Here is a 23203-nt window from a genome sequence, read left to right on the forward strand (position 1 = left end):
CACTACCTGGACCAATGGCCGCACGGCAACGGACTGGATGAAAAAACGCGTAGACAGTATCGAGGGCAAGTCGATCTACGCACATCGAATGTCGGTGGTGGAGCCGGTGTTCGGCAATATCGGGACAAATAAGCGACTGAGTCGCTTCTCTTTGCGTGGAAAAAGCAAAGTGCAGGGACAATGGCGGATGTTCTGTTTAGTACATAACATAGAAAAGTTAATGAGGTATGGGGCGATTAACTAATCCACGGGGTTATCCACACTCGCCTGCGAAAAAGGCGGCACTCTTCGCGGAATGAGTGATTATGTAAAACGAATGTGGTTAAATCTCGCTCAGCGCAATAATCGAAAAAGAGCCGTTGCCGATCCGTGTTGAGGATCTATTTTTCTACAGGCTCGTTAGGTGACCGAGTGAAACTTGCAATTAAAATAGCAACACCGTTACTTTATTTTATAGTTTTGTTGATCTCGATGGGGCTGTCGGTTTTTCTGATAGGCCCTGCAGCTCACTTTTGGGGTGGTTATAGTCTATTTGGAAACGGAGATGTCACTCTGGCCGTAAATGGCTTGATTGTAGGCTTCGTATTGATAGCGCTTACTGCAAAAATGGTGAAAGCTCAATGGATAGATCTAGTTGCACCGATTTGGGGCCACCTATGGCGCTGTGGCGCGCTGTATGGTGTAGGTCTTGTAACTCTTGTTGGAATCTATAAATTCGCTTTTCCTGTTTATAAAAACCCAGGAATAGGCGGGGCCTGGATGGTCGCTGCCTGCTTTTCATCTATAGCGGGTATAATCGCAGATAAAGTAATTATTCGCGGGGTTGCGGTTCAGAGCAGCGAACCCACCTAACAAAGCGCAGCAAAGGGACGGCTTACTTTATGCACGTCTTGCGCTGGTCGCTGCGCTCCCATTTTCGCGCAAAACGCGCACAAGGTAAGCTGCCCCTGCTGGCGGCGTGAGGTTTTATCGGATGGCGACGCTTTTAATTGAGTCATGGTCTGAAGATGGTAAATGGGCAGGCGAAAGTGGCTGGCGGTTAAGTACCTTTTGCGATCGATTGCGCATGTGTACTGCTCTTCATGGAACGGAACTAAAGCGAACAGCGCGCAGCTTAATGAAAAAGCAACTTAAAGAACTGGAAGGCGTTAATGCAGAAAATGCAAATGCGCTTATCCACACCCTCGAGTCTTTGGGGGCAAATGTTGTGCTAAAGTAGCGCAACCCTAACCAGGCCAGACTGTACGCTCCGGCTGGCAACATTAGGTTGGAATTTTAAGTGGGAACGAGGCGAGATAAATTATCTTGGCGAGTTTCCCCATATATTCCACAAGTGTTCTTTTTGTCATGCAGTGGGTTTGAAACCAGGTGTTCTTCATACCAAGCATGGGGATTATGGGATAAGGAATCGCTTTGGTAATGAGTGCGAACTTCATCTCAATAGAGAGGGGCTGTGTGAAAAATGTACCAACCAACTGAACCATCAAATCTAATAAGAAAAAGCAGCATAGCTCCTGCGGGACTGGACCTCGCTACGCTCGACCGCTGCTGTTGGCCTTATGTGCCAACGAGTTCGGCAAGTGAGAGAATGAAATGAATGCCTTTGAAGTAGTGATATTGCCCATAATGCTTATTGGGTTTGCGGCGGCCTTCTTTATTCAGTTCCGACTCCATAAGCATGTGTCACGTGAAAAGATACTCCAGATCCAGGATGTTAGAGCGCTCTGGAAGAACTCAATTCCACCGAAAGAGGTACTCAACGACGAGGGGCTCCGTTTGTATCGCTATTTTCAAATCGGAATTGGTGTATTTGTCGTCGGATGTTTCCTCATGGTTGCCGGTGGCTTTGCTGGCGGTCTGTCCACGCTATTTAAGTGATCAGTCGTGGCGCACAACAAGTCAAAACAGCAAGGGCGCCTCGCGCCGCGATGTGCAAACGCGCGCTGAATTGGGCGCTGTAAGGCCGATTTACCCACGAATAGTAGGCACCCAGCATAGCTAGGTTTCGGCCTAACACGGAGGTATATCATGGTTAAAAACAAGATTCGGTGTGTTCTTTATTTCAGTAATCCACTATATTGCGAAACTCAACATAAAAATTACAATGGGGGCAGCAATGACGAATAATTGGAAGAAAATAGTTTTTGGCTTACTTTGCCTGTGTTTCGTATCCGCCTGTGCGGAATTCAAGAGTTCTGGCAGGGCGATCGGTCACGCAGCTAAAGACATCACTAAGTCTGTCGGGCACGGTGTTCGCGACACCGCCAAGGCAGTAGGTAGGGATACAAAGAAGCTGATGGCTGATGACAATGGAAAGGACGGTCAAGGCAATAAATAGCCTTCGTCTATTCCATGTTCACTGCACTCGCCAGAAGGCGAAGTGCAGTGGTGTCCTCCAGTATTACCAATCTTCACCTTAGCCCCGAACTCACATAGAGTTCTTCATATCCTTTCCACGCATGTACCCATTATGAGCTTGGGCATGGCCATAATCTGATGACGCCTTCCCAGTCAATCTTCGATTGGACGGTGGATGTTTGACCCCGGTGGGACTCCCGGTTCTGTGCACATTTTGCTCGAGCTCGGTCGTTTTACTTCGCAGTACCTGTGAGGCGAGTACTCGATCCGAGCAACCGATCATGCGCCCCACAGTGTCATCCTTCGACGCCGATTCTCTCTCCCGCGTATTCCGTCGAGGTGGCCCTGACCACTGGCTGCACCATTAGTGAATTGCCGTGGTATTCAATATGCGGGTGCAGATAGGGCTCGAACTGCGCCGTATCTTCACCACCCGTCAGCCAGCGCTCGACGAAATCCGTATCCGCCGGGGCAATCATCGGCAGGGATTTCTCGTGGTACTTTTTTGTCGCCGGATGGGCATCGAGCGTGATAATGGAACAGCTGAGCAGTTCACCCCAGGTCTTATACAACCCGCAGAAAAAAAACGGCTCGCCGTAACTGAACTCCACCGGGTTCTTGCCACTCTGGCTCTCCACCCAGGCCGTCGCCGGAATCAGGCAGCGGGACTTGCGGTATTCGGGGCGGCTGCCGAGTTTTTTCCAATTGCTGTTGATCGACCAGTATTTGCGGTGCGGCTTCCAGCCGTCGCCATCCCGCTCCATATAGAGATGCCAGGTCGCGTTCTCGATTTCAGGCTCGCCGTGCCGGGCGGTAACGATGGAAACCTGCTGTGTCGGGCGCCGGCGGCGCCCGAAAATCATTCGCTGTGGGTGGTGCACACCGTAGATGTCGAGAAATCGCTCTATTCCCGCGTGATCATCTACATCAAAGACGCTGCACATCAGGGTTGCACTGCGACTGGCTGCGCACTACGCAGAGTCAGTGCGGAAATAGCCAGCGCCGCCAGCGCACAGGTCGCGATGGCAGCCACCAGTGGCAGGGGCGTCCCGTCGAAAACGAGGCTGACAATCACAATGGCCACGGCACCGAGCAACATCTGCAGGGCGCCGCCGAGGGCAGCGGCAGTCCCGGCGATGGGGCCGTGTTCCTCGAGGGACAGCACCATAGAGGTAGGGATCACCAGCCCAAGAAAGACGTTGCACAGCAGCAGCATCGCCACCAGCACGGCAAACTCCGCGAAGCCCGCGGCAATTACGGCCAGCATCAGGGAGGCACTGACAGCAAAACCAGTCACCGCCCATCTCACCACCGCCACGGCACCGAATCGCTCGCCAAGATTCGCGGCAAACTGGCTGGAAGCGAAAAAGCCGAGCGCGTTCAACGCAAACGCCAGGCTGAACTGCGTCGGCGTCAGGCCGTAGTACCCCGTGTACAAAAAGGATGCCGTGGACAGGAAAACAAAAAAACTCGACATGCCGAAGCCACCGATAATCGTTAACCCCATAAAGCCGGGATCGCGCAGCAGTGTGCCGAAAGCACTGGTCATGGCACTGAAGCGGAAAGGCACTCGATTTGCGGGCTGGAGAGTTTCCGGAAGCCCGGTGGCCGCCAGGATCAGGCTGACGACCGTGGCCAGTGCCACCGCAATAAATACTGAAGGCCAGCCGAGAGGTCCGATCAGCGCACTGCCGGCCAGAGGTGCGAGCATCGGCGAGATGGAAATCACCAGCATCACCGTGGTCATCAGGCGGGTCGCCTGGGTACCGGTGTAGCGGTCACGAATCACGGCGCGGGGAATGGACATCACCGAAGCGGCACCGATCCCCTGCACGAAACGCAGTGCAATCAACCATTCGATAGTGGGTGCGAGGGCACAGCCGACTGACGCCACCGCAAAAAGCACAAGCCCGAAATACAGCGGCGGTTTGCGCCCGAACATATCGGAGGCCGGACCGTAGAACAGCTGGCAGATGCCGAACGCCACGAAAAAGGACATCAACGTGTACTGGGTAGCCTCTACCGGCGCCCCCAGGCTGTCGGCGATGGCCGGTAGCGCCGGCAGGTACATATCGATCGCGAAGGGGCCGACACAGCTCAGTAACCCGAGAATCAGCGCCATCCTGACCAGATCCGATTGCATAATTCGCTTCCAATAATTCTGCTGAGAACCGCCCGCCCAATGCTATCCCATGGACAGCCGCTCAGGGGTGACCTCCCGATTCTAGCAGGATAAACAGTGGGTTCTAGGGAGAATCCTGGTCACATATCCGCAATAAACCTGTTCTTTAGGGCAGTTTTGCAAAAATTGAACCACTCCCGGAAACCTCGTCCGCTCCCACATTAAGATTCGGCACCTCGATCAAACTCACTAATCGATCAAGAGATGATTACTGCGGAGCCGCTTTCGCGGACCGCATTATTGTTGGTGCCACTGAGTTACAGGGCCCTCGACAACGCCCCTTGAAAAAGCACCTGACCAAATGGTCAGTCATTAACATCCAGTTTTACAGATACGGAAGTCCGACCTAGTTGTCGTTGCTCGATCACGGAACGCAGTAGCAACCGCTGGATTTGTCGCCCGCCCTAAGCGGCGACAATGTTGCAGATACAGGTGATCGTCATGCTTGGCAGACATGTTGCCGGCCCGAGTACGCTGCTCGATGTCCGCAGTTTCGACTCGTGCGCCGTATGGGGGGAATGCAGATGAACCTCCCCAAACGTTTAAATATCTCGGCGGCACTGGGGCGCTCGATTGAATTGCTCACAGACCTGTCGCACTACCGGGCCTCGAGGGCGTTACTGGGCGGGCCGCAACCCGGCGGGCCGGCAGTTGCCAGCGATACCGAAATTGCCGAAACCGATTCCCGCGCCTCTCACCTTCAGGCCATGGTGGCTAAGCCGAGAGAGGTACCGCGCCCAGCCGCCCCAGCGCAAAGAAAGCGTCTGCGCCGGCGCGAATCTCCCACACTAAAGCGACCCGTCGACAGGCTGGCCCCTGTCACCACTGCCCCCTGCTGGGTGATTACGCTGGATCCGGATGGAGAAAGGGCCAGCTCGCTACTGGCGGCCTTGAAAGAGCAGCGACTGCCAGTACGCACTATCGCCGGCGTCGACGGCCGCAGCGGCATGCCCGCACTGGAAGCAGGCGAACGGATAGCCAGCAGCTGCACCCGCTGGCGCCACCTTTGTGAACTGAAAAGCTCCGAGGTGAGCTGCTATCTCGCCCACCTGCGCGCCATCCGCAGGGCCTATGAGTCCGGGCTGGAGCGGGTCTGCATACTCGAGGACGATGTGCACCTGGAGCCGGACTTCGGCAGGGTACTGGCAGAACTCGAGCAGCTGCCGGCCGAAGTGGAGATGGTCCGCCTGATGGGACTCAAGGTGCGCAAGCGCAGGGCCATACAACCTCTGACAGACGGAAGCCACCAGCTGGTGCGCCCTGAACGCGGCTGGTGCGGTGCCCAGGGTTACCTGATTAATCGTGCCGGCATGAAGAAAATATTGGCTTACGGCAGTCGCATCTTCGAGCCCATCGACAAACTGTTCGATCACTTCTGGGAATTTGACCTGCGGCTGTACGGAGTCGAACCGCACCTGCTGTGGGAGAGCGAACACGAGTCGAGTATCAAGAAATCCAATGTCCACAGAGACAGGGTAGCGCCCTGGCTTTATTGGCTACACCCGCTGGGCAAACTGTGGCGCAGCTTGAAGCGTCATCGTTATTTGCGGCAGCACGCGAGAGAATTTTATCCGGCTCAGAAACCCAATAGCCGCCCCGGGCGCACTACCAGAATGAAACTTTAACCTGCAATTGGGGGCTCTCCGCCCCCTATTCCCAGTATCTCTGCATCTTCAGGAACATGAAGGATGCCGTCCAGGTAATCATCATCAGTCCGGTGAGTGCTTCGAGGCCTGCGGTGAAGCGCAGGTGTCCCATCGGCTCGATGTCGCCAAACCCAAGCGACGTATAGGTCGTGAAGGAAAAGTAGGCGCAGTCGAGCAGGCTGCCGTCGAAGTTGCCCTGCAGCGTTTCGAAGTGCATCGAGTGCACCATAAAGTAATAACCGATGGCAAACAGCCAGATCTCGACAACGTGCGCGAGCAAGCCGCCGAATACACCGATCAGTACCGCCAGGTTGCGCCTTACCGACAGCTTCTGCCCCAGCCGAAACAGACCGTTCAGCGCCTCGTGGTGGATCACCACCGTCATGGCGACCAGCAGACTGTTGAGCAGCCACGCAACGAGCATCTCAGCGCCGCCCCCGGAAAAACTCCCGTACCAGACTGCTGGCCTCTTCCGCCATCACCCCTCCTTCCAGCGCGATTTTGTGATTGAAAAAATCCGCTTCGCCGAGTTTCAGCCGGCTCTCCACCACACCGGCACGGGGTTCCGCGGCACCGTACACCAGCCTCCCGACACGCGCGTGCACCATAGCGCCGAAGCACATGGTGCAGGGCTCTATCGTCACATAGAGAGTGGTCTGCGGCAGGCGGTAGTTCTGCAGCTGTTCCGCGGCGTGGCGCAGCGCGACTATCTCGGCGTGTGCACTGGGATCGCAGTTGCCGATCGGGCGATTACTGCCTTCGCCGATAATTTTTCCTTCACGCACCAGCACGGCGCCCACCGGCACCTCGCCGCGCTCGCCGGCAATTTCCGCCAGCTCCAGCGCGCGACGCATGAATTCGTAATCTCTCGGGGTTGCCATAAAGTCCGTTCTGTTATTTTTTGCAGATCAACCTGCGTACTACAAAGTCAGCTTCCAGCTTTAGGCTCTCCCGCTGCTCCAGTTCACGGCGCACATCACTGCTGCCCTTCCAGGCAAAGGGTGTCATGGCGAGGAAATCTGCTATGGCTTCGCGCCCCTGCAATTTAAAGGGGAAGCAACAGCGCAATTCCGCTTCCGGCCGAAAGCCCTCCACCGGTTTGGGCGGTTCGTGTCGGCGCGGTTCCGCATAGAGTGCAGACTTTAGCGGCCAAAGGTGCTCGGGCCCCGGCGCTACATCGAGCAGCGAACCGCCCGGATTCATCACGCGCAGCATCTCCGCATCCGCTGCCGGAGCAAAGACGCGCAGCAGGTGGTCGACGCTGTCCTGCGCCAGCGGCAGCTCGACGCTACTCGCCACCACAAACTGGATATCCGCATCAGACTTCGCCGCCATACGAACGCCGGCCTTGGAAATATCAACGCCCGCCAGTGCCAGTGCCGGCCAACCGGCAGACTGCAACTGGCGCAGGTAGTAGCCTTCACCGCAGCCGATATCCAGCAACTGGTGGCCCGACACGTAGGGCAGCAACGCCACTATCGCCTCCACCAGCGGCCGGTAATAGCCCGCCTCGAGGAATCGGCGGCGCGCCTGCAACATCTCGAGCGAGTCTCCCGGTTCCTTGCTGCGCTTCTTATTGACGGGCAACAGGTTGACGTAGCCTTCGCGGGCACAATCAAAGCTGTGGCGATTGGCACAGCGCCAGGCGTTATCGCTCAGTTCCAGGGACAAATGACATACGGGACATTGCCAGATCATTCTGCTTCCAGGGATTCCGTTTGCTGGGGTTGTGGGGCCGGCTCTTTGCGCAATATCAAATCCGCGGCTTTTTCTGCAATGGCGATGACCGGAGCATTGGTATTGCCACTGATCAGGGTGGGCATTATGGAGGCGTCCACCACACGCAGTCCATTGACGCCGCGAACTTTTAATTCCCCATCGACCACGGCGTCCTCATCGGAGCCCATTTTGCAGGTACCCACCGGGTGATAAATGGTCTCTGCGTGGCGACGAATAAATCGCTTGATGGAAATCTGACTCATCAGTGCTTTGTGCGGTGACCACCAGCGCTTGTGATAACGCTGCAAATCCGATTTCATCAGAATTTCGCGCGCCATCGCAAAGGCTTCCATCATTACGGCCATATCCTCCACTTCGCTCAGGTAATTGGGCTGGATCAGCGGAAGAGAACGGGGATCGTCGTTGGCCAGAGTAATTTCGCCGCGACTCCTGGGCCGTAGCGCACAGGCATGCAGCGAGTAGCCGAAGCCTCGCGGCTTTTTCATGCCGTGCTCGAACAGCGGTGCAGACGTCAGGTGAAACTGGATATCCGGATTGCCGCCCGCTCGGCTGGAACAGGCAAATCCACCGGCCTCGGCCACATTATTGGTCAAGGGCCCGCGGTTGAGGAAGAGAAACTCCGGCAAGTGCAGCGCCATCTGCAGCTTGGGCTTAAATGACTCGGAAAATGTCACCGGCTGTGAGGCTTCCACGACCTGGGTAATATCGAGATGGTCCTGCAGGTTTTTTCCCACGCCGGGCAAGTGTGCCTGGAGTGTTATGCCGAATTTATTCAGTTCTGCTTGCGGGCCGATACCGGATAGCAGCAACAACTGTGGCGATTGGATAGCGCCGGCACAGAGCAGCACCTCCTTATTGGCCAAGATCCGCTTTCCATTGAGCAGTTGCACGCCGGTGACCCGATCGCCCTTGAACAGCAGGCGCCCGACTTGGGAGCGGGTGAATACACTCAAATTCGGGCGGTTTTTCACCGGATGCAGATAGGCTGTCGCAGCGGAACAGCGGCGGCCGCGCTTCTGAGTCACCTGGTAGAATCCAACGCCATTCTGCTGACTGCCATTGAAATCGTTGTTGAGGCGGTGGCCCGCTGACTGCGCCGCACGGACAAAGGCGCGTCCGGCCTCGGTCTTCCAGTTCAGATCAGACACCTTCAGCGGCCCGTAGCCACTGTGGTGTGCATCACTGCCGCGCTCGTTGCCCTCCGCCAGCAGGAAGTACGGCAACATATTCCGCCAGCCCCACCCGGGGTTGCCCGCCGTTTCCCAGGCATCGTAATCGGCGCCGTTGCCGCGGATATAAATCATCGCGTTGATAGCGCTGCTGCCCCCCAGCGTCCGCCCGCGCGGCCAGAACAGGCGCCGCCCTTCCAGGTGCTGTTGCGGCTCGGTGTAGTGGTGCAGGTTGTAGCGCTTACCCGGTACCAGGTAGCCGATGCCCGCAGGCATACTGATCAGCAGACTGCGATCCGCGGGGCCGGCCTCGAGCAGGCAGACCCGGTGCTGTTCATCGGCACTCAAGCGGTTGGCCAGCACACATCCGGCGGAACCTCCACCGACAATCACATAGTCGAACACCATCTGGCGAGGCATAGGCTCTCAGCCCTTTTTGTTGTTGGAATTGTCCCGACGGTACACTCGACAACTACAAAATCACAAGACGTCAAGAAATGTACCGATGAGCGATTCCGAATTCAGCGATAAAAAAATCCTGCAAAGCTGGCACAGCAATGCCGCACCCTGGATCCGTGCGATCGATGGCGCCACTATCGCGAGCCGCAAAATGGTTACAGATGGTGCAATTGTAGCTGCCGTGCTGGACCACCAACCCGGCTCGGTGCTCGACGTGGGCTGCGGCGAGGGCTGGCTGTCGCGAGCGCTGGCGGCAAGCGGAGCCGAAGTCTTGGGCATCGACGGAGTGCCCGAACTCATTGAAGCGGCCCGGCGGCGCGCCGGGCCGGGAGAGCGATACCGGCAGCTATCCTACGACGCACTGGCTGCGGGAGAGCTGCGTCAGCAATTCGACCTGTTGGCGTGCAATTTCTCGCTGATTGGCCAGGTATCCGTGGCTAAGCTGTTCGCCGCGGCGCCGGCCCTGCTGAGGCCCGGTGGACACCTGGTCGTGCAAACGCTGCACCCGCTCACCGCCTGCGGCGACAGGGAATATCGCGACGGCTGGCGCCCCGGCAGCTGGGACGGTTTCAGTGAGGATTTCAGCGACCCGGCGCCCTGGTACTTCCGCACGCTGGAGAGCTGGCTGGAGCTGTATCGCGCTAACGGACTGGAAGTGGTCCGCCTGCGGGAACCCCTGCACCCGCAAACCGGCAGACCCGCCTCGCTGATCCTGAGCGGGCGGGCTACCTGACCGCCACATCCGGGGCCAGGTCCGCGCGGCTACTCAGCGCTGCGCCGTACTCGGCCGGGGCCCTTCGAGTTCGACGGCGCGGCCGGCACGCCGCCCATCGGCACTGCGGGCGCGCAGCGCTTGTGCCGCCGCAGCCGGCACCGGGTCGGTGACGGCTTGCCAGCGTTCGCCGTCAAAGTATTCGAGATCCAGGCCCGGATAGGGTAACGCCGTCAACAACTGGCCATTCTCTACCTGTGCGCCGGGTACCGGCACCCGGTATCCCACGCCGCCGAGATCCAGCTTCAACAATTCCTTGTGGCCGAGTGCCGCAGCAAACTCACGCCAGTCTGCGTCCACGGCGCGCTTGTCGACGGCATTGGTCTCCGCGGAAAACTCTTGTCCCTCGATCAAAGGCAGCTCCCAGTCCGCCCGGTGCCAGGCGCGTTCCGCCAGGGCCAGCAGGCGCGGGAAAATCATGTATTCCACCAGGGCATCAGTGCGCACGACTTCGCTCCACAGCTGCCCCTGAATGCCCCGCACCCGTTCGGCGAACGCGGCGCCGGGGGCTGTCGCCGACCAGCCGTAGCCATCGCGGTCGGTGGAGACTTCCGCCAACTGTGCCGTATTCAGCGGAGCATAGCTGAACACCTTCCTGGTATCGGTATGACGCGACGCCCAGTAGTAGCCACTCTCCTTGGGATCCACCTCATAAGGCATATCGAAATAGAGGAAGTCCGAGTGGGACTGAACCACGTCGAATCCTGCTTCCGCCAGATGAGCGCTGTGAGCAGTACCGCCCCACGGCAGCTGCTCCCAGGAGTTCACATAGTTGTCTTCGCTGGCGAGTTCCTTTTCGGCATTGTCGATATGCTTAACCCCGTCGTGCCACGCAGCCATGGTTGCAATGCCCGCCTCAGCCACCAGGCCGCTGACCCGCTTCGCATAAAAGGCACCCAGTTCTTCGATGGACGCTACCGCACCGCTGGCCACCAGCTTCTGGCATTGGGGGGAGTTGCTCCACGGTTGCTGGCGCGCCTCTGCGGCGACATCTCCTTTGTCCGGATCGCTGCCCGGCGCATTTTCGAAGCCGTTGTCAGCGAGGATATTTTTCGCCTCATCACCGCCAAAGTGCCAGCTGCCAAGCGGCTGGCCGGCGGCCTGATGCATTGCCTGAACTTCGCGAATCAGCTTGCCGACAAAGTGGTAGGTGGAATCGATACAGGGGTTGATATAGCTATCATCGTAAAACTGCACCGACAGGAAGCGGGTGTCGTCCTGCGGGTCCAGCAGTCGATACTCGCCGGCCTTCTCCGGCGATTCAGCCTGCAGCCGGCGGTAGCGCGCCTCCATCGCCACGATCGCCGCGCGGGCATGAGCGGGCATGTCGAACTCGGGGACGACTTCTATATGGCGCGCGGCGGCATAGCGGACGATCTCGATATAGTCATCGACGCTGAAATAACCGCTGCCGTTGTTGTCGCTGTGCGGCCCGGAACCGAGCTGCGGCAACAGACAGCGCGTTTCGCTGAGATCGAAACAGCGCTGGCTGCCCACTGCGGTCAGTTCCGGCAGCCCGGGAATCTCTAGGCGCCAGCCCTCGTCGTCAGACAGGTGAAAGTGGAAGCGGTTGAGCTTGTAGGCGGCCATCTGGTCCAGCAGTTTCAGCACCACTTCCTTGCTGTGGAAGTTGCGCCCCACATCCAGAAACATACCGCGGTGCGGAAAGCGCGGCGCGTCCTCTACATCGACCCGCGCCAGGGTGCGGCTTTTGACATCCACCAGTGCCAACAGCGACTGCAGACCGTAGAAAGCACCCGCCTGATCGTAGCCGAGCACCTGAGCACCGCGCTCGCCGACCTTGAGTTGGTAGGCGCCGGTCGTCTTGGCGGCAAATGCACTGCCATCGATATGCACCCGTACCGGGTAGGCGCCGGGACCGGTCGGTGCCAGCTGCAGTTGTTCGAGGCGCTGACGGAAAGCGTGCAGGCTGGGGCTGGCAAGTGACCCTGCGTCCACGGCAATGCCGGTCGCGAGTGCAACCGGCTCACCGGATCGCTCCGTTTTCAGCGGTTGCGGGATTATGCGCTCGCGCCAGCTGTCGTGCGCCTGCGACAGATCGTCGCTGAATTCGGCGTAGCGGCTTCCGGCCGAGGCCAGCACATTGGCGTCGTTCGCGGCTCGCTTCCAGTTTGCCGGGTTGTTCTTGTTGATCGGCAGGACCAGGCCCTCAATGCCGTCACTATCGGTGGACTCGATCACATGGGCGCCACCGGCGCCGTCGACGGTGAACAGCCGCGGCATAAAGTCGGATTCAAACTGCATCCAGAACTCCGCCAGGAAATCCAGTTCGAGGGCTTCCCCGGCGCCGATACCGGCAAACTTGCCGGTCGGTACCAGGCGATGCAGATCCCCTTTGACATGCTCCAGCGCAAAGTCGTCGCGGTTCAACAGGCTCAGCGTGCGGCGCACACTGTGAAAATAGAGACTCCAGTCCCGCTCGTCGGCGCCGACCGCCGGCCCCTCGTTGACCAGCGTGATGCGATATGTGGAGCAGATTGCGCCGCTACCGCCCGCGCGCTTGCAGTCAGCCCGCAGGTCCGCGTCTACCCCCTGAAAGTTGGTCAATACTTCCTGGCTCACGGCGAAATTCCGCGCAATACGTTCCGCGGCACTGTACTCGCCGGGATCCGACGCGCTGCAGGAGGCCAAAAGGCCGGCGAGAGCCAGGGCAAGGAAATGTGGGGCGCGGGTCATGATTTATCTCTTATTCTTTATCGAAACCGCCACCATAGCGAAAAAGACAACGCTGTCAACCAGTACTCGATAAGCGTCGAGCCCAATCGGCACGCCAACTCAACCCCCTATGAATGTCACCGCCCCAGTGGCCCAGCAACGCGACGACGCCAAACAGCCCGCGACATCCATAGGGTCGATCGAATACGCGACCTAGATCAAGTTTTCATTAAACAGGAGGCTGTATCGTGAAAAGCGACAATAAGAAACTTTGGCGTACTGCTTCGCACTGCTTCAGTAATTTGAACAACAATGAGAAAACCCAGTATTGGTGCGGCCTGCAGCTGGATGACCGACTTTCTGGGGAGGTCCACAAACCGAGGTTGCATTAGACGCCGAAGTTGTGAGATACAAACAGTTCATTAAGGGTGAACCATAATAAATTCAGCGACTGACATGCAGTCGTGTGGCTAAGAAGTAAACACCCGGGGTAGACAACATGGAACTCTGCAGTTCTCGATTCCTTCCCAGTAAACACCTGTCCGTCGTGTTTAGCCTCCTTTTGTTTCCCGCTTCCAGTTCCTGCCTCGCCGATGACCTGTTCATCCCCGACTCCAGCAGCGCCCTGAACCTGCAAGCCGACCAGACTTTTTTCATCGACAGCGCCTTTGGCATGGACAACGAGGCGCTCTACCAGTCGGCGGAAAACCTCCGCAACAACTCCATGGGCATAGTGCAGCGACGCCTGAATCACCAGTGGTTGCAAATGCACACCAACCCGGAAAAATTCCAGCCGATAACCGGCGGTAAAGCCCTCAATGAAATCTTGCAGATGGGCTGGCAGACCTATCGCGAAAAGAACAAACGCAAACTCGACAGCGGCCTTATGCGCTACACCAGCGGTCACGGCAAGATCGGCAAGGCCTTCGACTACGATGTGCGCCTGTCCGATGACAAGTTCAAATTCTCGTTCGAGTACGAGTTCTAGAGCCCAACTCCTGCATCGATTGCCGTTTTGTTAGAATCTCCGCCAATTAATCCCTGGCGGAGATTGCCGTGAGCAACCCAAACACCCCCACCTCCTTTGCACAACTGCCCCGCGCAAGCGTCGGCCGGCGCCTGGCCGCACTCCTGTACGATGCACTGATCATTATGGGCCTGTTGATGGTGTACGGCTTCGTGGCGATGCTGATCGCTTCCGCTGTGGTAGGTCTGAACTGCCAGCCAGAGGACCTGGACTACAACCCCTGCGTGAGCGGCCCGCTGTTCCAGTTGGGGGCGCTGGCGGTTATCGTTGCGTATTTCCTATGGTCCTGGCGCGCCGCCGGCCAGACGATCGGCATGCGCGCCTGGCGCCTGCTGCTGGCAAGCCCCGACGGTGTGCAACTGAGCTGGCAGCAGTGTGCTCTGCGGGCCGCGACTGCATCCCTGTCGGTCGCCTGCCTTGGCCTGGGTTATTTCTGGGGATGGACCCGCGCAGACCGGGCCAGCTGGCACGACATCGCGTCCGGATCGGAAGTGCGGTTACTGCCGAAGAAGAAAAAGTAGGGAAGAGAAGAATTTCGCCCGATACGCGGCCGGATCAGCACCCAGCCGCCCGCCCCGCCACGATACTCAGCGGGCCCGCTGGAGCAGCAGCCATCCCACGGCGAAACAAAACAGTATCGGCACCAGTACGGCGATAAACGGCGGAAAGCCGAATACCAGCGAGGATGGCCCGAGCATATCCTGCATGGTCTGAAACACTATGCCCACGATCACACCGGTAAATACCCGCAGACCGGTCGTCACTTCCCGCAACGGGCCGAAAATAAATGAGATGGCCACCATGACGAGACTGGCGATGGTCAGTGGCTGCAACAGCTTTTTCCAGAACTGCAGCCAGTAGCGGCTGGAATCCTCGCCCTTGCGATCGAGGAATGTGCCGTAGGACCACAAGTTTCGCGGCGACAGATCCGACGGCAAGGGTACGACCAGGGCAAAAAGCTCTGGCGAGACATCTGTCGGCCATTCGCTCTCCGAAGTGACTTCGCTTATGGATCGCTCGGTCGTGAACATGGTGGCGCGGCTGTTCTCCAGCATCCACTCGTCGCCGTCAAAGCGGCCGCGCTCGGAGAACTCCACCCGCTGCAGCTCGCGATCTTCACCAAAGCGGTAGCGGGTAACGCCATACAGCACACCATCCGGCAATGCCGCATTGAAATGCACAAACTCGCCACTGTCCTTGAGCCACAGGCCCTGCTCCAGGCCGCTGGCTTCGAGCTCCCCAAGCTCCCTGGCCTTGAGGCTTTCCGCGACCTGGTTGGTCTTGGGAATAACAAATTCAGCCAGCGCCAGCCCCACCAGGATCAGCAGGAGAACTGGCTTCATCACCGCCCAGGCGATGCGGCCGATGGAAACTCCGGCGGCTCGCATGACCGTCAGCTCGCTGGTGCCGGCGAGTGTGCCCAGACCCACCATGCAGCCCACCAGCGCGGAGAAACCGAGCTGGTCGTATATACCATCCGGAATCTTCCAGGCCACGTACTGCAGCACGTCGGCAAACTGGTAGTCGCCCTTCATCTCGCCCAGCTCATCGACCATGGCAAAGATCACATCCAGCCCGACAATCACCAGCAGCACGGCGCCGACGGCCAGCGCGATAGTGCGGCCGATATACAAATCCAGCTTACGCATCTGATGTTCCTCCCGCTGGCTCTGCGGGCGGGCGCTTCGGGCGCCGGCGCCAGTTGCCGCCACCGAGGAGCACCAGCCCCAGGATCAGGAACGGGGGATGCACCAGCCATATTGCAGCCGGATTGCCAATCTTGCCGTCCTCGATGGCTCCGCGCACCCCCTGCAGCATGACCAGATAAGTGATGTACAACAGCACGGCGGGCATCATTTTGGCGTAGCGTCCCTGGCGCGGATTGGTGCGCGACAGCGGCACCGCCAGTACGGCCACCACCATCACCAGCACCGGCAGGCTGAAGCGCCAGTGCAGGAAGGCGCGCTCCTGAGGAGAATCGCTGCGCAACAGATCGAGCGTAGACATGGCTTCCATTCGATCGCCCCAGTTACTGCGCTTTTGCTGAACCTCCAGCTGCACCTCGTAACTGGTGAACTTCATCAAGCGGTAATCCCGCTGCCCCGGTACTCCCTCATAGCGATAGCCGTCGCGCAGCACCAGGTAGCGCAGCCCGGTATCCGGATCGATCTGCTGCACCCCTTCCCGCGCCAGGATCACAATCTGCTGGTCGGCCTCGGTTTCCGCGCCGGCACCACCCAGCTCGGCGAGAAACACGTCGTGCATGGTGGACTTGTCTTTGCTGAGGGAATCCGCGTAATACACCGCCCTGTTGCCTTCAGTGGCGACAAATTTCTTCGGCACCAGGTGATCGAATTCGCTACGCGACTTATCCGCCGTCAGCAGGCCAGAGGAACGCTCCATACCTGTCGGCGAAAAGTAGAGGCTCATCGACGCTACCACCAGCGCCACCATAAAAGCCGGCGCCAATGTGTACGTCAACAGGCGGCGCTCGCTGAAACCACAGGCGTGCAGCACCGTCATTTCACTTTCGATATACAGGCGGCCGTAGGCGAGCAAGATGCCGACAAACAGGCCGAGCGGCAGCACCAGCTCGAGGAAACTGGGGAGTCGATAGCCGATCAGGGAAAACAGGATATTGGCCGAGAGATCGCCGGCAGCCGCCTCCGCCAGGTATTTCACGAAACGGCCACTCATCACCATCAACATCAAAACAGCGCTGACTGCCAGCGTGGCGAAAAGCAGCTCGCGGCAGAGGTAGCGGAAAATAATCACAGGACGAACAGATTCCTTGGCGACAGCGGTGTGATGAATTGTGGATCAAAAATTGAGCAAGTTCCCACCGAATACAGCAATCCAGCAGATGGCAGGTTAAACTTGTGCGGCGCATTATCGCCAAAATAATTTGCAATGTCTCGACCCAGAGACATTGGTTCAGATTTTTCAGGTATTAAGGAAAAGGAATTATGCAGATCTCTGCCAAGGTCTCCGATATCAGCACGCAGCGCAGCGCCTGCGCCATCATTTCAGCAGATGCCAAGAACCGCCTCAGCAGCAGTGGTTCCGCCCTGGACCAGGCAGCCGGTGGATTTATCGGAAAAGTGCTGAAGCGCGGCGACCTGGGCAGCAAGCTGGGCAGCACCCTGCTGCTGAACCTAGTGGACGGTCCGGCGGAGCGTGTATTGCTGGTCCGCAGCGGCGACGGTGTGCTCAGCCAGGCGGACTTCCGCAAGCTGGCTAAAGCCAGTGCCAACGCCGTCAAGGGCTACAAAGATGCCACCAGCTACCTGACTGAACTGGAGGTCGCCGACGCCGATAGCGCCTGGCAGGCCCAGCAACTGGCGCTCGCCGCCGGTCTCGCCGCCTATAAATTCACCCGCTGCCTGAGCGACGCCAAGGGCAATCCACTGGTCAAGTTCACCGTACATGCCCCGGAACGCAAACAACTCAAAGCGGTACAACAGGGCGCAGAATTGGGCGCGGCCCAGGCAAGCGGCAGCAATGTGGCGCGGGAGCTGGGCAACCTGCCCGGCAACATCTGCACCCCGGCCTATCTCGCCACGGAAGCGCGCGCACTGGCTAAAAAACACGCAAAACTGACCACCACCGTGCTCGATGAGAAAAAGATGGAGTCTCTCGGCATGGGCGCCTTCCTGAGTGTCGCCAAGGGCAGCGAGCAGGCGCCGGCGCTGATCGCCATGCAGTACAAGGGCGGCAAGGCCACAGAAAAACCGGTAGTACTCGTCGGCAAAGGCATCACCTTCGATAGCGGTGGCATCAGCATCAAGCCCGGCATGCAGATGGATGAAATGAAGTTCGATATGTGCGGCGCCGCGAGTGTCTTCGGCGTGATGAATGCGCTGTTGGAGCTGCAGCCGGCAATCAACGTGGTGGGACTGGTTGCCGCAGCGGAAAACATGCCCAGCGGCCGCGCCAGTAAGCCCGGCGATATCGTCACCTCTATGTCCGGACAGACCATCGAAATCCTCAATACCGATGCCGAAGGTCGCCTGGTCCTGTGCGACACCCTCACCTACGCCGCCAAGTTCAAGCCTGAAGTGGTCATCGATGTCGCCACCCTCACCGGCGCCTGTGTGATCGCCCTGGGCAATCACGCCACCGGTCTCTATGCGAACAAGGAAGAGCTGGCCAAGGACTTGCTCGCCGCCGGCGAACGCACCGGTGACCGCGCCTGGCAGATGCCACTTTGGGACGAATACCAGTCATCACTGGACTCCAATTTCGCCGACATTCAGAATATCGGCGGTCGTGAAGCCGGCTCCGTCACCGCGGCCTGCTTCCTGGCCCGTTTCGCCGAGGACTACACCTGGGCGCACCTGGATATCGCCGGCAGTGCCTGGAACTCGGGTGCCGCCAAGGGGGCGACCGGCCGCCCGGTGCCGCTGCTGGTGGAATACCTGCTCGGCCAATAGGCACGCACGGCGAGAACCGCGAGCGGTCGGGCCGGTGGCCCGATCGCCTCGAATAGCGGAGTTGCCGGCGAGAGAGCCCGCCGCCAGCTTCGCATCGCCGGACCGCCAGGTCTGTGAATCAGCAACAAACCACCTGTATAAAAAATGACCCGCATTGATTTCTATGTACTCGCCTCCGCACAGCCCCAGGAGGCCGACCTGTTTGCCTGCCGCCTGGCCGAGAAGGCCTACCGCAGCGGCCTGCGGGTGCTGCTGGCGGTGGACGACCGGGAGCGGGCAGAACAGCTGGATCAGCTGCTGTGGACTTTCCGCGAGGACAGCTTCCTGCCCCACGCGCCACAGGGTGCCGAGCAGAATGCCGCGGTGGAAATCAACTGTGGCGAAGACCCAGGCATACATCACGGCCTGCTGATCAACCTGTGCAGTGAAGTACCCGGCTGGTTCAGCCGTTTTGAGCGGCTGGCGGAAATCGTGGTACAGCAGCCGGATTCGCTGGCGCGGTCCCGATCGCGCTTCAGCCACTTCCGCGATCGCGGATATCCGCTACAATCGCATAAAATCAATTAACTCTTGGTAAGCAGCCACTTACACAGCCATGTCCGGTCGAAAAAACAAACACAAGCAGCGCGGACACGAACGGGGTCAGTCCAGTGACCTGCTCGACGAGTTGAATTCCCTGCGCGATCTGCTCGGCAGCGACGACATCGGCGATATTCCCCTGCTCGACCAGGTGGCGGCCCCCGGCAAGCCGCCGGCGCCAGCGACACAGGCGCCCACCCCGCGACCACAGACTTCCCTCGAGGATATCGATCTGCCGATCCTTTTTTCGCCAGTCGACGAGGAGCTGCCCGAGGATTACCGCAGCGAGCTGAACGAATCCGATCTCAAACTGCTGCGCCCGCTGCAGGACCTGCCCGTGACCGACGGCGAGAGAGAAAACCCGGCCGCCAAACCGCAGCCGCAGGCCGCAGGGGAAGCCCCCAGGAAAGGGACGCGACAGGAGCAACAGCAGGAACTGTTCGCGGAGCCAGCCGCGACTCCGGCCACCGAAAACCCCTTCCTACCCGCACATATCCGCGCACGCCTGACCGGCGGCCGCGTGCCCAAATCTGAACCGACACCTATGGAGCCAGTGGCGGCCGAGGTATCGCTGCTTCCCGAAGAAATCACCGCTGCCGAACCCGCAACCGTCCGGACGGAGGCTAGCGCCCCCGCCTCGCCACCACCCACTCCGGAGAAATCGACGCTGCCAGACGCAGAATTGCCCGAACCCGAGCCGCCAGCCGTCGCATCGCGCACTGCTGACGCTTCGGAACGCCAGCAGCTGGTCGATCGCCTGGTAGCCAAGCAGCTGCCGGAACTGGAACGCCAGTTGCGCGCCCGCATCGAGCTGATGCTCGACGAATTGGAGGCGAGAGACTAGGGCCTGTTAAGGCGCAACCCGAAGGGACGCGGCCATCGAATTTAGTGTCAACGGGCCCTAACCCGCCTTTTGCCGCCCCGACCCCGGCGGTATAATTCCCGCCTTTTTGGCGCGGCCAGACTGTTTGCCAGACTATTCTGAGCCCACATTGCGCGCCTGCAGTCAGTTAACACAAGGTTTCCCACCCGCATGGACAAGACATACCAGCCCAACGCCATAGAACAGCAGTGGTACAAGACCTGGGAGGAGAGCGGTTACTTCAAGCCTTCCGGCGATACCGAAGCCAAGCCCTACTGCATCATGATCCCGCCGCCGAACGTCACCGGCAGCCTGCACATGGGCCACGGTTTCCAGGAGTCCATCATGGACGCGCTGATCCGCTACCACCGCATGCAGGGCGACAACACCCTGTGGCAGGTCGGCACCGATCACGCCGGTATTGCCACCCAGATGGTGGTTGAGCGGCTGCTGGCAGCCGAAGGCAAGTCGCGCCACGAACTGGGCCGCGACAAGTTCATCGACAAGGTGTGGGAGTGGAAGGAGGAGTCCGGCGGCACCATCACCCGCCAGCTGCGCCGTCTCGGCGCCAGCCCGGACTGGTCCCGCGAGCGCTTCACGATGGACGACGGCTTCTACAAGGCGGTGCAGGAAGTCTTTATCCGCCTGTACGAGGACGGCCTTATCTACCGCGGCAAGCGCCTGGTGAACTGGGACCCGAAACTGCACACCGCGATTTCCGACCTGGAAGTGCTGAACGAGGAAGAGCAGGGCCACCTGTGGCACTTCCGCTACCCGCTGACAGACGGCAGCGGCCACCTGGTGGTCGCCACCACGCGCCCCGAGACGATGCTCGGCGATACCGCCGTGGCCGTGCACCCGGAAGACGAGCGCTACAAGCACTTAATCGGCAAGACCATCAAGCTGCCGCTGGCCGAGCGTGAGATCCCGATTATCGGCGACGACTATGTCGACCGCGAGTTCGGCACCGGCTGCGTGAAGATCACGCCGGCACACGATTTCAACGACTATGACATGGGTCAGCGCCACAACCTCGAGATCATCAATATTCTCGACGCAGACGCCAACCTGAACGACGAGGTGCCGGCAAAATACCGCGGTATGGAGCGCTTCGCCGCCCGCTCGCAGATCGTCGACGACCTGGACGAACTCGGCCTGCTGGAAAAAATCGAACCGCACACATTGAAGGTGCCCCGCGGCGACCGCTCCGGTGTGGTCATCGAACCCTGGCTCACCGACCAGTGGTATGTGAAGACCCAACCGCTGGCGGAAGAGGCCATCAAGGCGGTGGAAGACGGCAGTGTCAATTTCGTGCCGAAGAATTACGAGAACATGTACTTCTCCTGGATGCGCGACATTCAGGACTGGTGTATTTCCCGCCAGTTGTGGTGGGGCCACCGCATCCCCGCCTGGTACGACAGCGAGGGCAATGTCTACGTCGGCCGCAGCGAACAGGCGGTGCGCGAGAAACACGGCCTCGGCGCCGATGTCGCCCTGCGCCAGGACGACGACGTACTCGACACCTGGTTCTCATCCGGCCTGTGGACCTTCGGCACCCTGGGTTGGCCGGCCGACACCGAAGAGCTGAAAGCCTTCCACCCGACCTCCGTGCTGGTCACCGGCTTCGACATCATCTTCTTCTGGGTCGCGCGCATGATGATGCTGACCCTTTACTTCAAGAAGGAAGTGCCTTTCCACACCGTCTATGTGCACGGTCTGGTGCGCGACAGCCACGGCCAGAAGATGTCCAAGTCCAAGGGCAATGTTCTGGACCCGATCGACCTGATCGACGGTATCGACCTGGAGAGCCTGGTACAGAAACGCACCACTGGCATGATGCTGCCGCACCTGCAGGAGAAGATCGAGAAGCAGACCCGCAAGGAATTCCCGGAAGGCATTGCCGCTTACGGTACCGACGCGCTGCGCTACACCTATTACTCGCTGGCCTCCACCGGCCGCGACATCAAGTTCGATGTCGGTCGCATCGAGGGCTTCCGCAACTTCTGCAACAAAATCTGGAACGCATCGCGCTATGTGCTGCAGAACTGCGAGGGCCACGATTGCGGCCAGGACGGCAGCGGCGACTTCGAACTGACCCTCGCCGACCGCTGGATCATTTCCCAGCTGCAGCGCACCGAGAAAACCGTGCGCGAGGCGATGGACACCTACCGTTTCGACCTGGCCTCGCAGGCGCTCTACGACTTTATCTGGGCCGAATACTGCAGCTGGTACCTGGAGCTGTCCAAGCCGGTACTGTGGGATGAGTCCGCCTCCAACGCGGTGAAGAAAGGTACGCGCCGCACCCTGATCCGCGTACTGGAAACGGTACTGCGGCTGGCACATCCGCTGATGCCGTTCATCACGGAGGAAATCTGGCAGCGGGTGAAGGGCCTGGCCGGTGCAGCGGGCGACACCATCATGCTGCAACCCTATCCGGAGCCGAACGAGGACAAGATCGACACCGAAGCCGAAGCCGCTATTGCCTGGCTGAAGCAGGTGATCGAGGGCGTGCGCAATATTCGCGGAGAAATGAATATTTCCCCGGCGAAAAAAATTCCGCTGATTCTCCGCGGCGGCTCGGCTCGCGACAGAGAGCTGATGGAACAGGCCCGCAGCCTGCTGGTCAAACTCGCCAGCCTCGAGTCCATCACCTGGCTGGAAACCGGTGAGAACGCGCCCGCTTCCGCCACAGCGCTGGTCGGCGACATGGAGCTGCTGGTGCCCATGGCCGGCCTGATCGACGTGCAGGCCGAGACCGCGCGCCTGCAAAAGGAAATCGACAAGTTGACAAAGGAACTCGGCCGCGTGGCAGGCAAGCTGCAAAATCCCAAGTTCGTCGACAAGGCACCCGCGGAAGTGGTCGCCAAGGAAAAGGACAGGCTGGCAGAAATGCAAAACGCGCAGGCGCGCCTGCAACAGCAGCTGGAAGAAATCAGCGCGCTGTAGTGGCGTAAATAATTACCTACGCGTCAGTAAAAAAGGGGCCTAGCGCCCCTTTTTTGTTGTTGAAAATCCCGGGTGTCGCCAAATATTACAGAAGTACCTCTCATAAAAACCCCCACACTAAGAAGTAATCGTTCCTTAGCCCAACTGGCGCTATCCCCGCCAAAGATTTATAAATCAGGCAACACTTCGCTTCGTGCCGCGCGGCAAGTTATTTTCGCGCCAGCATCGAACAAAAATAACAAGCTGATTCGTCTCAGTCACTCCCAACGAAATGGGGAAAGTTCTGTAATACAAACAGAATTCTGAGGTTTCTTTTTTCGCCGTTGTATCAGTGATGAACCCGGGCAAACGCCC

Annotated in this window: 22 protein-coding genes; 13 read left to right on the forward strand and 9 right to left on the reverse strand. The window is 59.1% G+C overall.

From position 1 onward, the window contains the following. The 5 genes from BUC36_RS10370 to BUC36_RS10385 all read left to right on the forward strand — a co-directional run. Positions 1-244 (forward strand): transposase (locus tag BUC36_RS10370; protein ID WP_200797255.1); only part of this gene is annotated, 244 nt, incomplete at its 5' end. A gap of 167 nt (positions 245-411) precedes the next feature. Then, a complete protein-coding gene (locus BUC36_RS18795; protein ID WP_143186951.1) occupies positions 412-852 on the forward strand; it encodes a hypothetical protein in 441 nt (146 codons plus the stop codon). Between the two features lie 121 nt (positions 853-973). After that, positions 974-1219, forward strand: a complete 246-nt coding sequence (locus tag BUC36_RS18800) for a hypothetical protein (protein WP_143186952.1) — start codon at positions 974-976, stop codon at positions 1217-1219. Positions 1220-1593: 374 nt separating this feature from the next. After that, complete coding sequence (locus BUC36_RS10380; protein WP_073274854.1) at positions 1594-1878, forward strand: hypothetical protein; 285 nt, start codon at positions 1594-1596, stop codon at positions 1876-1878. Between the two features lie 172 nt (positions 1879-2050). Continuing rightward, positions 2051-2338 carry a hypothetical protein gene (locus BUC36_RS10385; protein WP_200797256.1) on the forward strand — a complete coding sequence of 96 codons (288 nt, stop codon included), beginning with the start codon at positions 2051-2053 and terminating at the stop codon, positions 2336-2338. Between the two features lie 316 nt (positions 2339-2654). On the opposite strand, the gene BUC36_RS10390 is transcribed toward BUC36_RS10385, so the two are convergent. Together BUC36_RS10390 and BUC36_RS10395 are read right to left on the reverse strand one after the other, a co-directional pair. Continuing rightward, on the reverse strand, positions 2655-3302 hold the full coding sequence (locus tag BUC36_RS10390) for an SOS response-associated peptidase family protein (protein ID WP_073274856.1): 648 nt from the start codon (positions 3300-3302) through the stop codon (positions 2655-2657). Next, positions 3302-4501: a multidrug effflux MFS transporter gene (locus BUC36_RS10395; protein WP_073274860.1), complete on the reverse strand. Its 1200-nt coding sequence runs from the start codon at positions 4499-4501 to the stop codon at positions 3302-3304. Before BUC36_RS10395 ends, BUC36_RS10390 begins: the two co-directional genes overlap by 1 nt. 563 nt (positions 4502-5064) lie before the next feature. Between BUC36_RS10395 and BUC36_RS10400 the strand changes: the two genes are divergently transcribed. Continuing rightward, positions 5065-6165, forward strand: coding sequence for a glycosyltransferase family 25 protein (locus tag BUC36_RS10400; protein ID WP_159436008.1), 1101 nt, complete (start codon positions 5065-5067; stop codon positions 6163-6165). Between the two features lie 25 nt (positions 6166-6190). Here BUC36_RS10400 and BUC36_RS10405 read toward each other — a convergent pair whose 3' ends face one another. From BUC36_RS10405 to BUC36_RS10420, 4 genes are read right to left on the reverse strand one after another with little or no spacing between them, the layout of a single operon-like run. Continuing rightward, positions 6191-6610 carry a potassium channel family protein gene (locus BUC36_RS10405; RefSeq protein WP_073274864.1) on the reverse strand — a complete coding sequence of 140 codons (420 nt, stop codon included), beginning with the start codon at positions 6608-6610 and terminating at the stop codon, positions 6191-6193. Position 6611: 1 nt separating this feature from the next. Continuing rightward, positions 6612-7067, reverse strand: a complete 456-nt coding sequence (gene tadA / locus BUC36_RS10410) for a tRNA adenosine(34) deaminase TadA (protein WP_073274865.1) — start codon at positions 7065-7067, stop codon at positions 6612-6614. 13 nt (positions 7068-7080) lie between these two features. After that, positions 7081-7884: a putative RNA methyltransferase gene (locus BUC36_RS10415; protein ID WP_073274868.1), complete on the reverse strand. Its 804-nt coding sequence runs from the start codon at positions 7882-7884 to the stop codon at positions 7081-7083. After that, complete coding sequence (locus BUC36_RS10420; RefSeq protein ID WP_073274870.1) at positions 7881-9515, reverse strand: GMC family oxidoreductase; 1635 nt, start codon at positions 9513-9515, stop codon at positions 7881-7883. The genes BUC36_RS10415 and BUC36_RS10420 overlap by 4 nt, the downstream gene beginning before the upstream one ends. Positions 9516-9600: 85 nt before the next feature. Here BUC36_RS10420 and BUC36_RS10425 point away from each other — a divergent pair, with 85 nt between their 5' ends. Then, positions 9601-10287, forward strand: coding sequence for a class I SAM-dependent methyltransferase (locus BUC36_RS10425; protein ID WP_073274872.1), 687 nt, complete (start codon positions 9601-9603; stop codon positions 10285-10287). 33 nt (positions 10288-10320) lie between these two features. Here the strand turns inward: BUC36_RS10425 and BUC36_RS10430 are convergent, their stop codons facing one another. Then, positions 10321-13023 carry a family 20 glycosylhydrolase gene (locus BUC36_RS10430; RefSeq protein ID WP_073274874.1) on the reverse strand — a complete coding sequence of 901 codons (2703 nt, stop codon included), beginning with the start codon at positions 13021-13023 and terminating at the stop codon, positions 10321-10323. 526 nt (positions 13024-13549) lie between these two features. On the opposite strand from BUC36_RS10430, the gene BUC36_RS10435 reads away from it, so the two are divergent. Both BUC36_RS10435 and BUC36_RS10440 read left to right on the forward strand, forming a co-directional pair. Then, complete coding sequence (locus BUC36_RS10435; protein WP_143186953.1) at positions 13550-13990, forward strand: hypothetical protein; 441 nt, start codon at positions 13550-13552, stop codon at positions 13988-13990. A 68-nt stretch (positions 13991-14058) separates the two neighbouring features. Then, positions 14059-14550 carry an RDD family protein gene (locus tag BUC36_RS10440; protein ID WP_073274878.1) on the forward strand — a complete coding sequence of 164 codons (492 nt, stop codon included), beginning with the start codon at positions 14059-14061 and terminating at the stop codon, positions 14548-14550. 66 nt (positions 14551-14616) lie between these two features. Here BUC36_RS10440 and lptG read toward each other — a convergent pair whose 3' ends face one another. Together lptG and lptF are read right to left on the reverse strand one after the other, a co-directional pair. Further along, a complete protein-coding gene (lptG, locus tag BUC36_RS10445) occupies positions 14617-15678 on the reverse strand; it encodes an LPS export ABC transporter permease LptG (protein WP_073274880.1) in 1062 nt (353 codons plus the stop codon). Further along, positions 15671-16804 (reverse strand): LPS export ABC transporter permease LptF, encoded by a 1134-nt coding sequence (gene lptF / locus BUC36_RS10450; protein ID WP_073274882.1) that lies wholly within the window; start codon positions 16802-16804, stop codon positions 15671-15673. The genes lptG and lptF overlap by 8 nt, the downstream gene beginning before the upstream one ends. 191 nt (positions 16805-16995) lie before the next feature. Between lptF and BUC36_RS10455 the strand changes: the two genes are divergently transcribed. From BUC36_RS10455 to BUC36_RS10470, 4 genes are all read left to right on the forward strand, one after another. Then, a complete protein-coding gene (locus tag BUC36_RS10455) occupies positions 16996-18462 on the forward strand; it encodes a leucyl aminopeptidase (RefSeq protein WP_073274884.1) in 1467 nt (488 codons plus the stop codon). Positions 18463-18606: 144 nt separating this feature from the next. Then, positions 18607-19029 (forward strand): DNA polymerase III subunit chi, encoded by a 423-nt coding sequence (locus BUC36_RS10460; RefSeq protein WP_073274886.1) that lies wholly within the window; start codon positions 18607-18609, stop codon positions 19027-19029. 28 nt (positions 19030-19057) lie between these two features. Further along, positions 19058-19885, forward strand: a complete 828-nt coding sequence (locus BUC36_RS10465) for a hypothetical protein (RefSeq protein WP_073274888.1) — start codon at positions 19058-19060, stop codon at positions 19883-19885. Between the two features lie 189 nt (positions 19886-20074). Continuing rightward, positions 20075-22849 (forward strand): valine--tRNA ligase, encoded by a 2775-nt coding sequence (locus BUC36_RS10470; protein WP_073274890.1) that lies wholly within the window; start codon positions 20075-20077, stop codon positions 22847-22849. Positions 22850-23203 lie beyond the last annotated feature (354 nt).

This window comes from Microbulbifer donghaiensis (assembly GCF_900129095.1).
Taxonomy (GTDB): Bacteria; Pseudomonadota; Gammaproteobacteria; order Pseudomonadales; family Cellvibrionaceae; genus Microbulbifer; species Microbulbifer donghaiensis.

Excerpts from the sequence above, each read along its gene's own strand:
- BUC36_RS10430 (WP_073274874.1), bottom strand. The coding sequence starts at position 13,023 with ATGACCCGCGCCCCACATTTCCTTGCCCTGGCTCTCGCCGGCCTTTTG.
- BUC36_RS10395 (WP_073274860.1), bottom strand. The coding sequence starts at position 4,501 with ATGCAATCGGATCTGGTCAGGATGGCGCTGATTCTCGGGTTACTGAGC.
- BUC36_RS10470 (WP_073274890.1), top strand. The coding sequence starts at position 20,075 with ATGGACAAGACATACCAGCCCAACGCCATAGAACAGCAGTGGTACAAG.
- BUC36_RS10425 (WP_073274872.1), top strand. The coding sequence starts at position 9,601 with ATGAGCGATTCCGAATTCAGCGATAAAAAAATCCTGCAAAGCTGGCAC.
- BUC36_RS10405 (WP_073274864.1), bottom strand. The coding sequence starts at position 6,610 with ATGCTCGTTGCGTGGCTGCTCAACAGTCTGCTGGTCGCCATGACGGTG.
- BUC36_RS10390 (WP_073274856.1), bottom strand. The coding sequence starts at position 3,302 with ATGTGCAGCGTCTTTGATGTAGATGATCACGCGGGAATAGAGCGATTT.
- lptG (WP_073274880.1), bottom strand. The coding sequence starts at position 15,678 with ATGCGTAAGCTGGATTTGTATATCGGCCGCACTATCGCGCTGGCCGTC.
- BUC36_RS10400 (WP_159436008.1), top strand. The coding sequence starts at position 5,065 with ATGAACCTCCCCAAACGTTTAAATATCTCGGCGGCACTGGGGCGCTCG.
- tadA (WP_073274865.1), bottom strand. The coding sequence starts at position 7,067 with ATGGCAACCCCGAGAGATTACGAATTCATGCGTCGCGCGCTGGAGCTG.
- BUC36_RS18800 (WP_143186952.1), top strand. The coding sequence starts at position 974 with ATGGCGACGCTTTTAATTGAGTCATGGTCTGAAGATGGTAAATGGGCA.
- BUC36_RS10465 (WP_073274888.1), top strand. The coding sequence starts at position 19,058 with ATGTCCGGTCGAAAAAACAAACACAAGCAGCGCGGACACGAACGGGGT.
- BUC36_RS10380 (WP_073274854.1), top strand. The coding sequence starts at position 1,594 with ATGAATGCCTTTGAAGTAGTGATATTGCCCATAATGCTTATTGGGTTT.
- BUC36_RS10420 (WP_073274870.1), bottom strand. The coding sequence starts at position 9,515 with ATGCCTCGCCAGATGGTGTTCGACTATGTGATTGTCGGTGGAGGTTCC.
- BUC36_RS10455 (WP_073274884.1), top strand. The coding sequence starts at position 16,996 with ATGCAGATCTCTGCCAAGGTCTCCGATATCAGCACGCAGCGCAGCGCC.
- BUC36_RS10460 (WP_073274886.1), top strand. The coding sequence starts at position 18,607 with ATGACCCGCATTGATTTCTATGTACTCGCCTCCGCACAGCCCCAGGAG.
- BUC36_RS10415 (WP_073274868.1), bottom strand. The coding sequence starts at position 7,884 with ATGATCTGGCAATGTCCCGTATGTCATTTGTCCCTGGAACTGAGCGAT.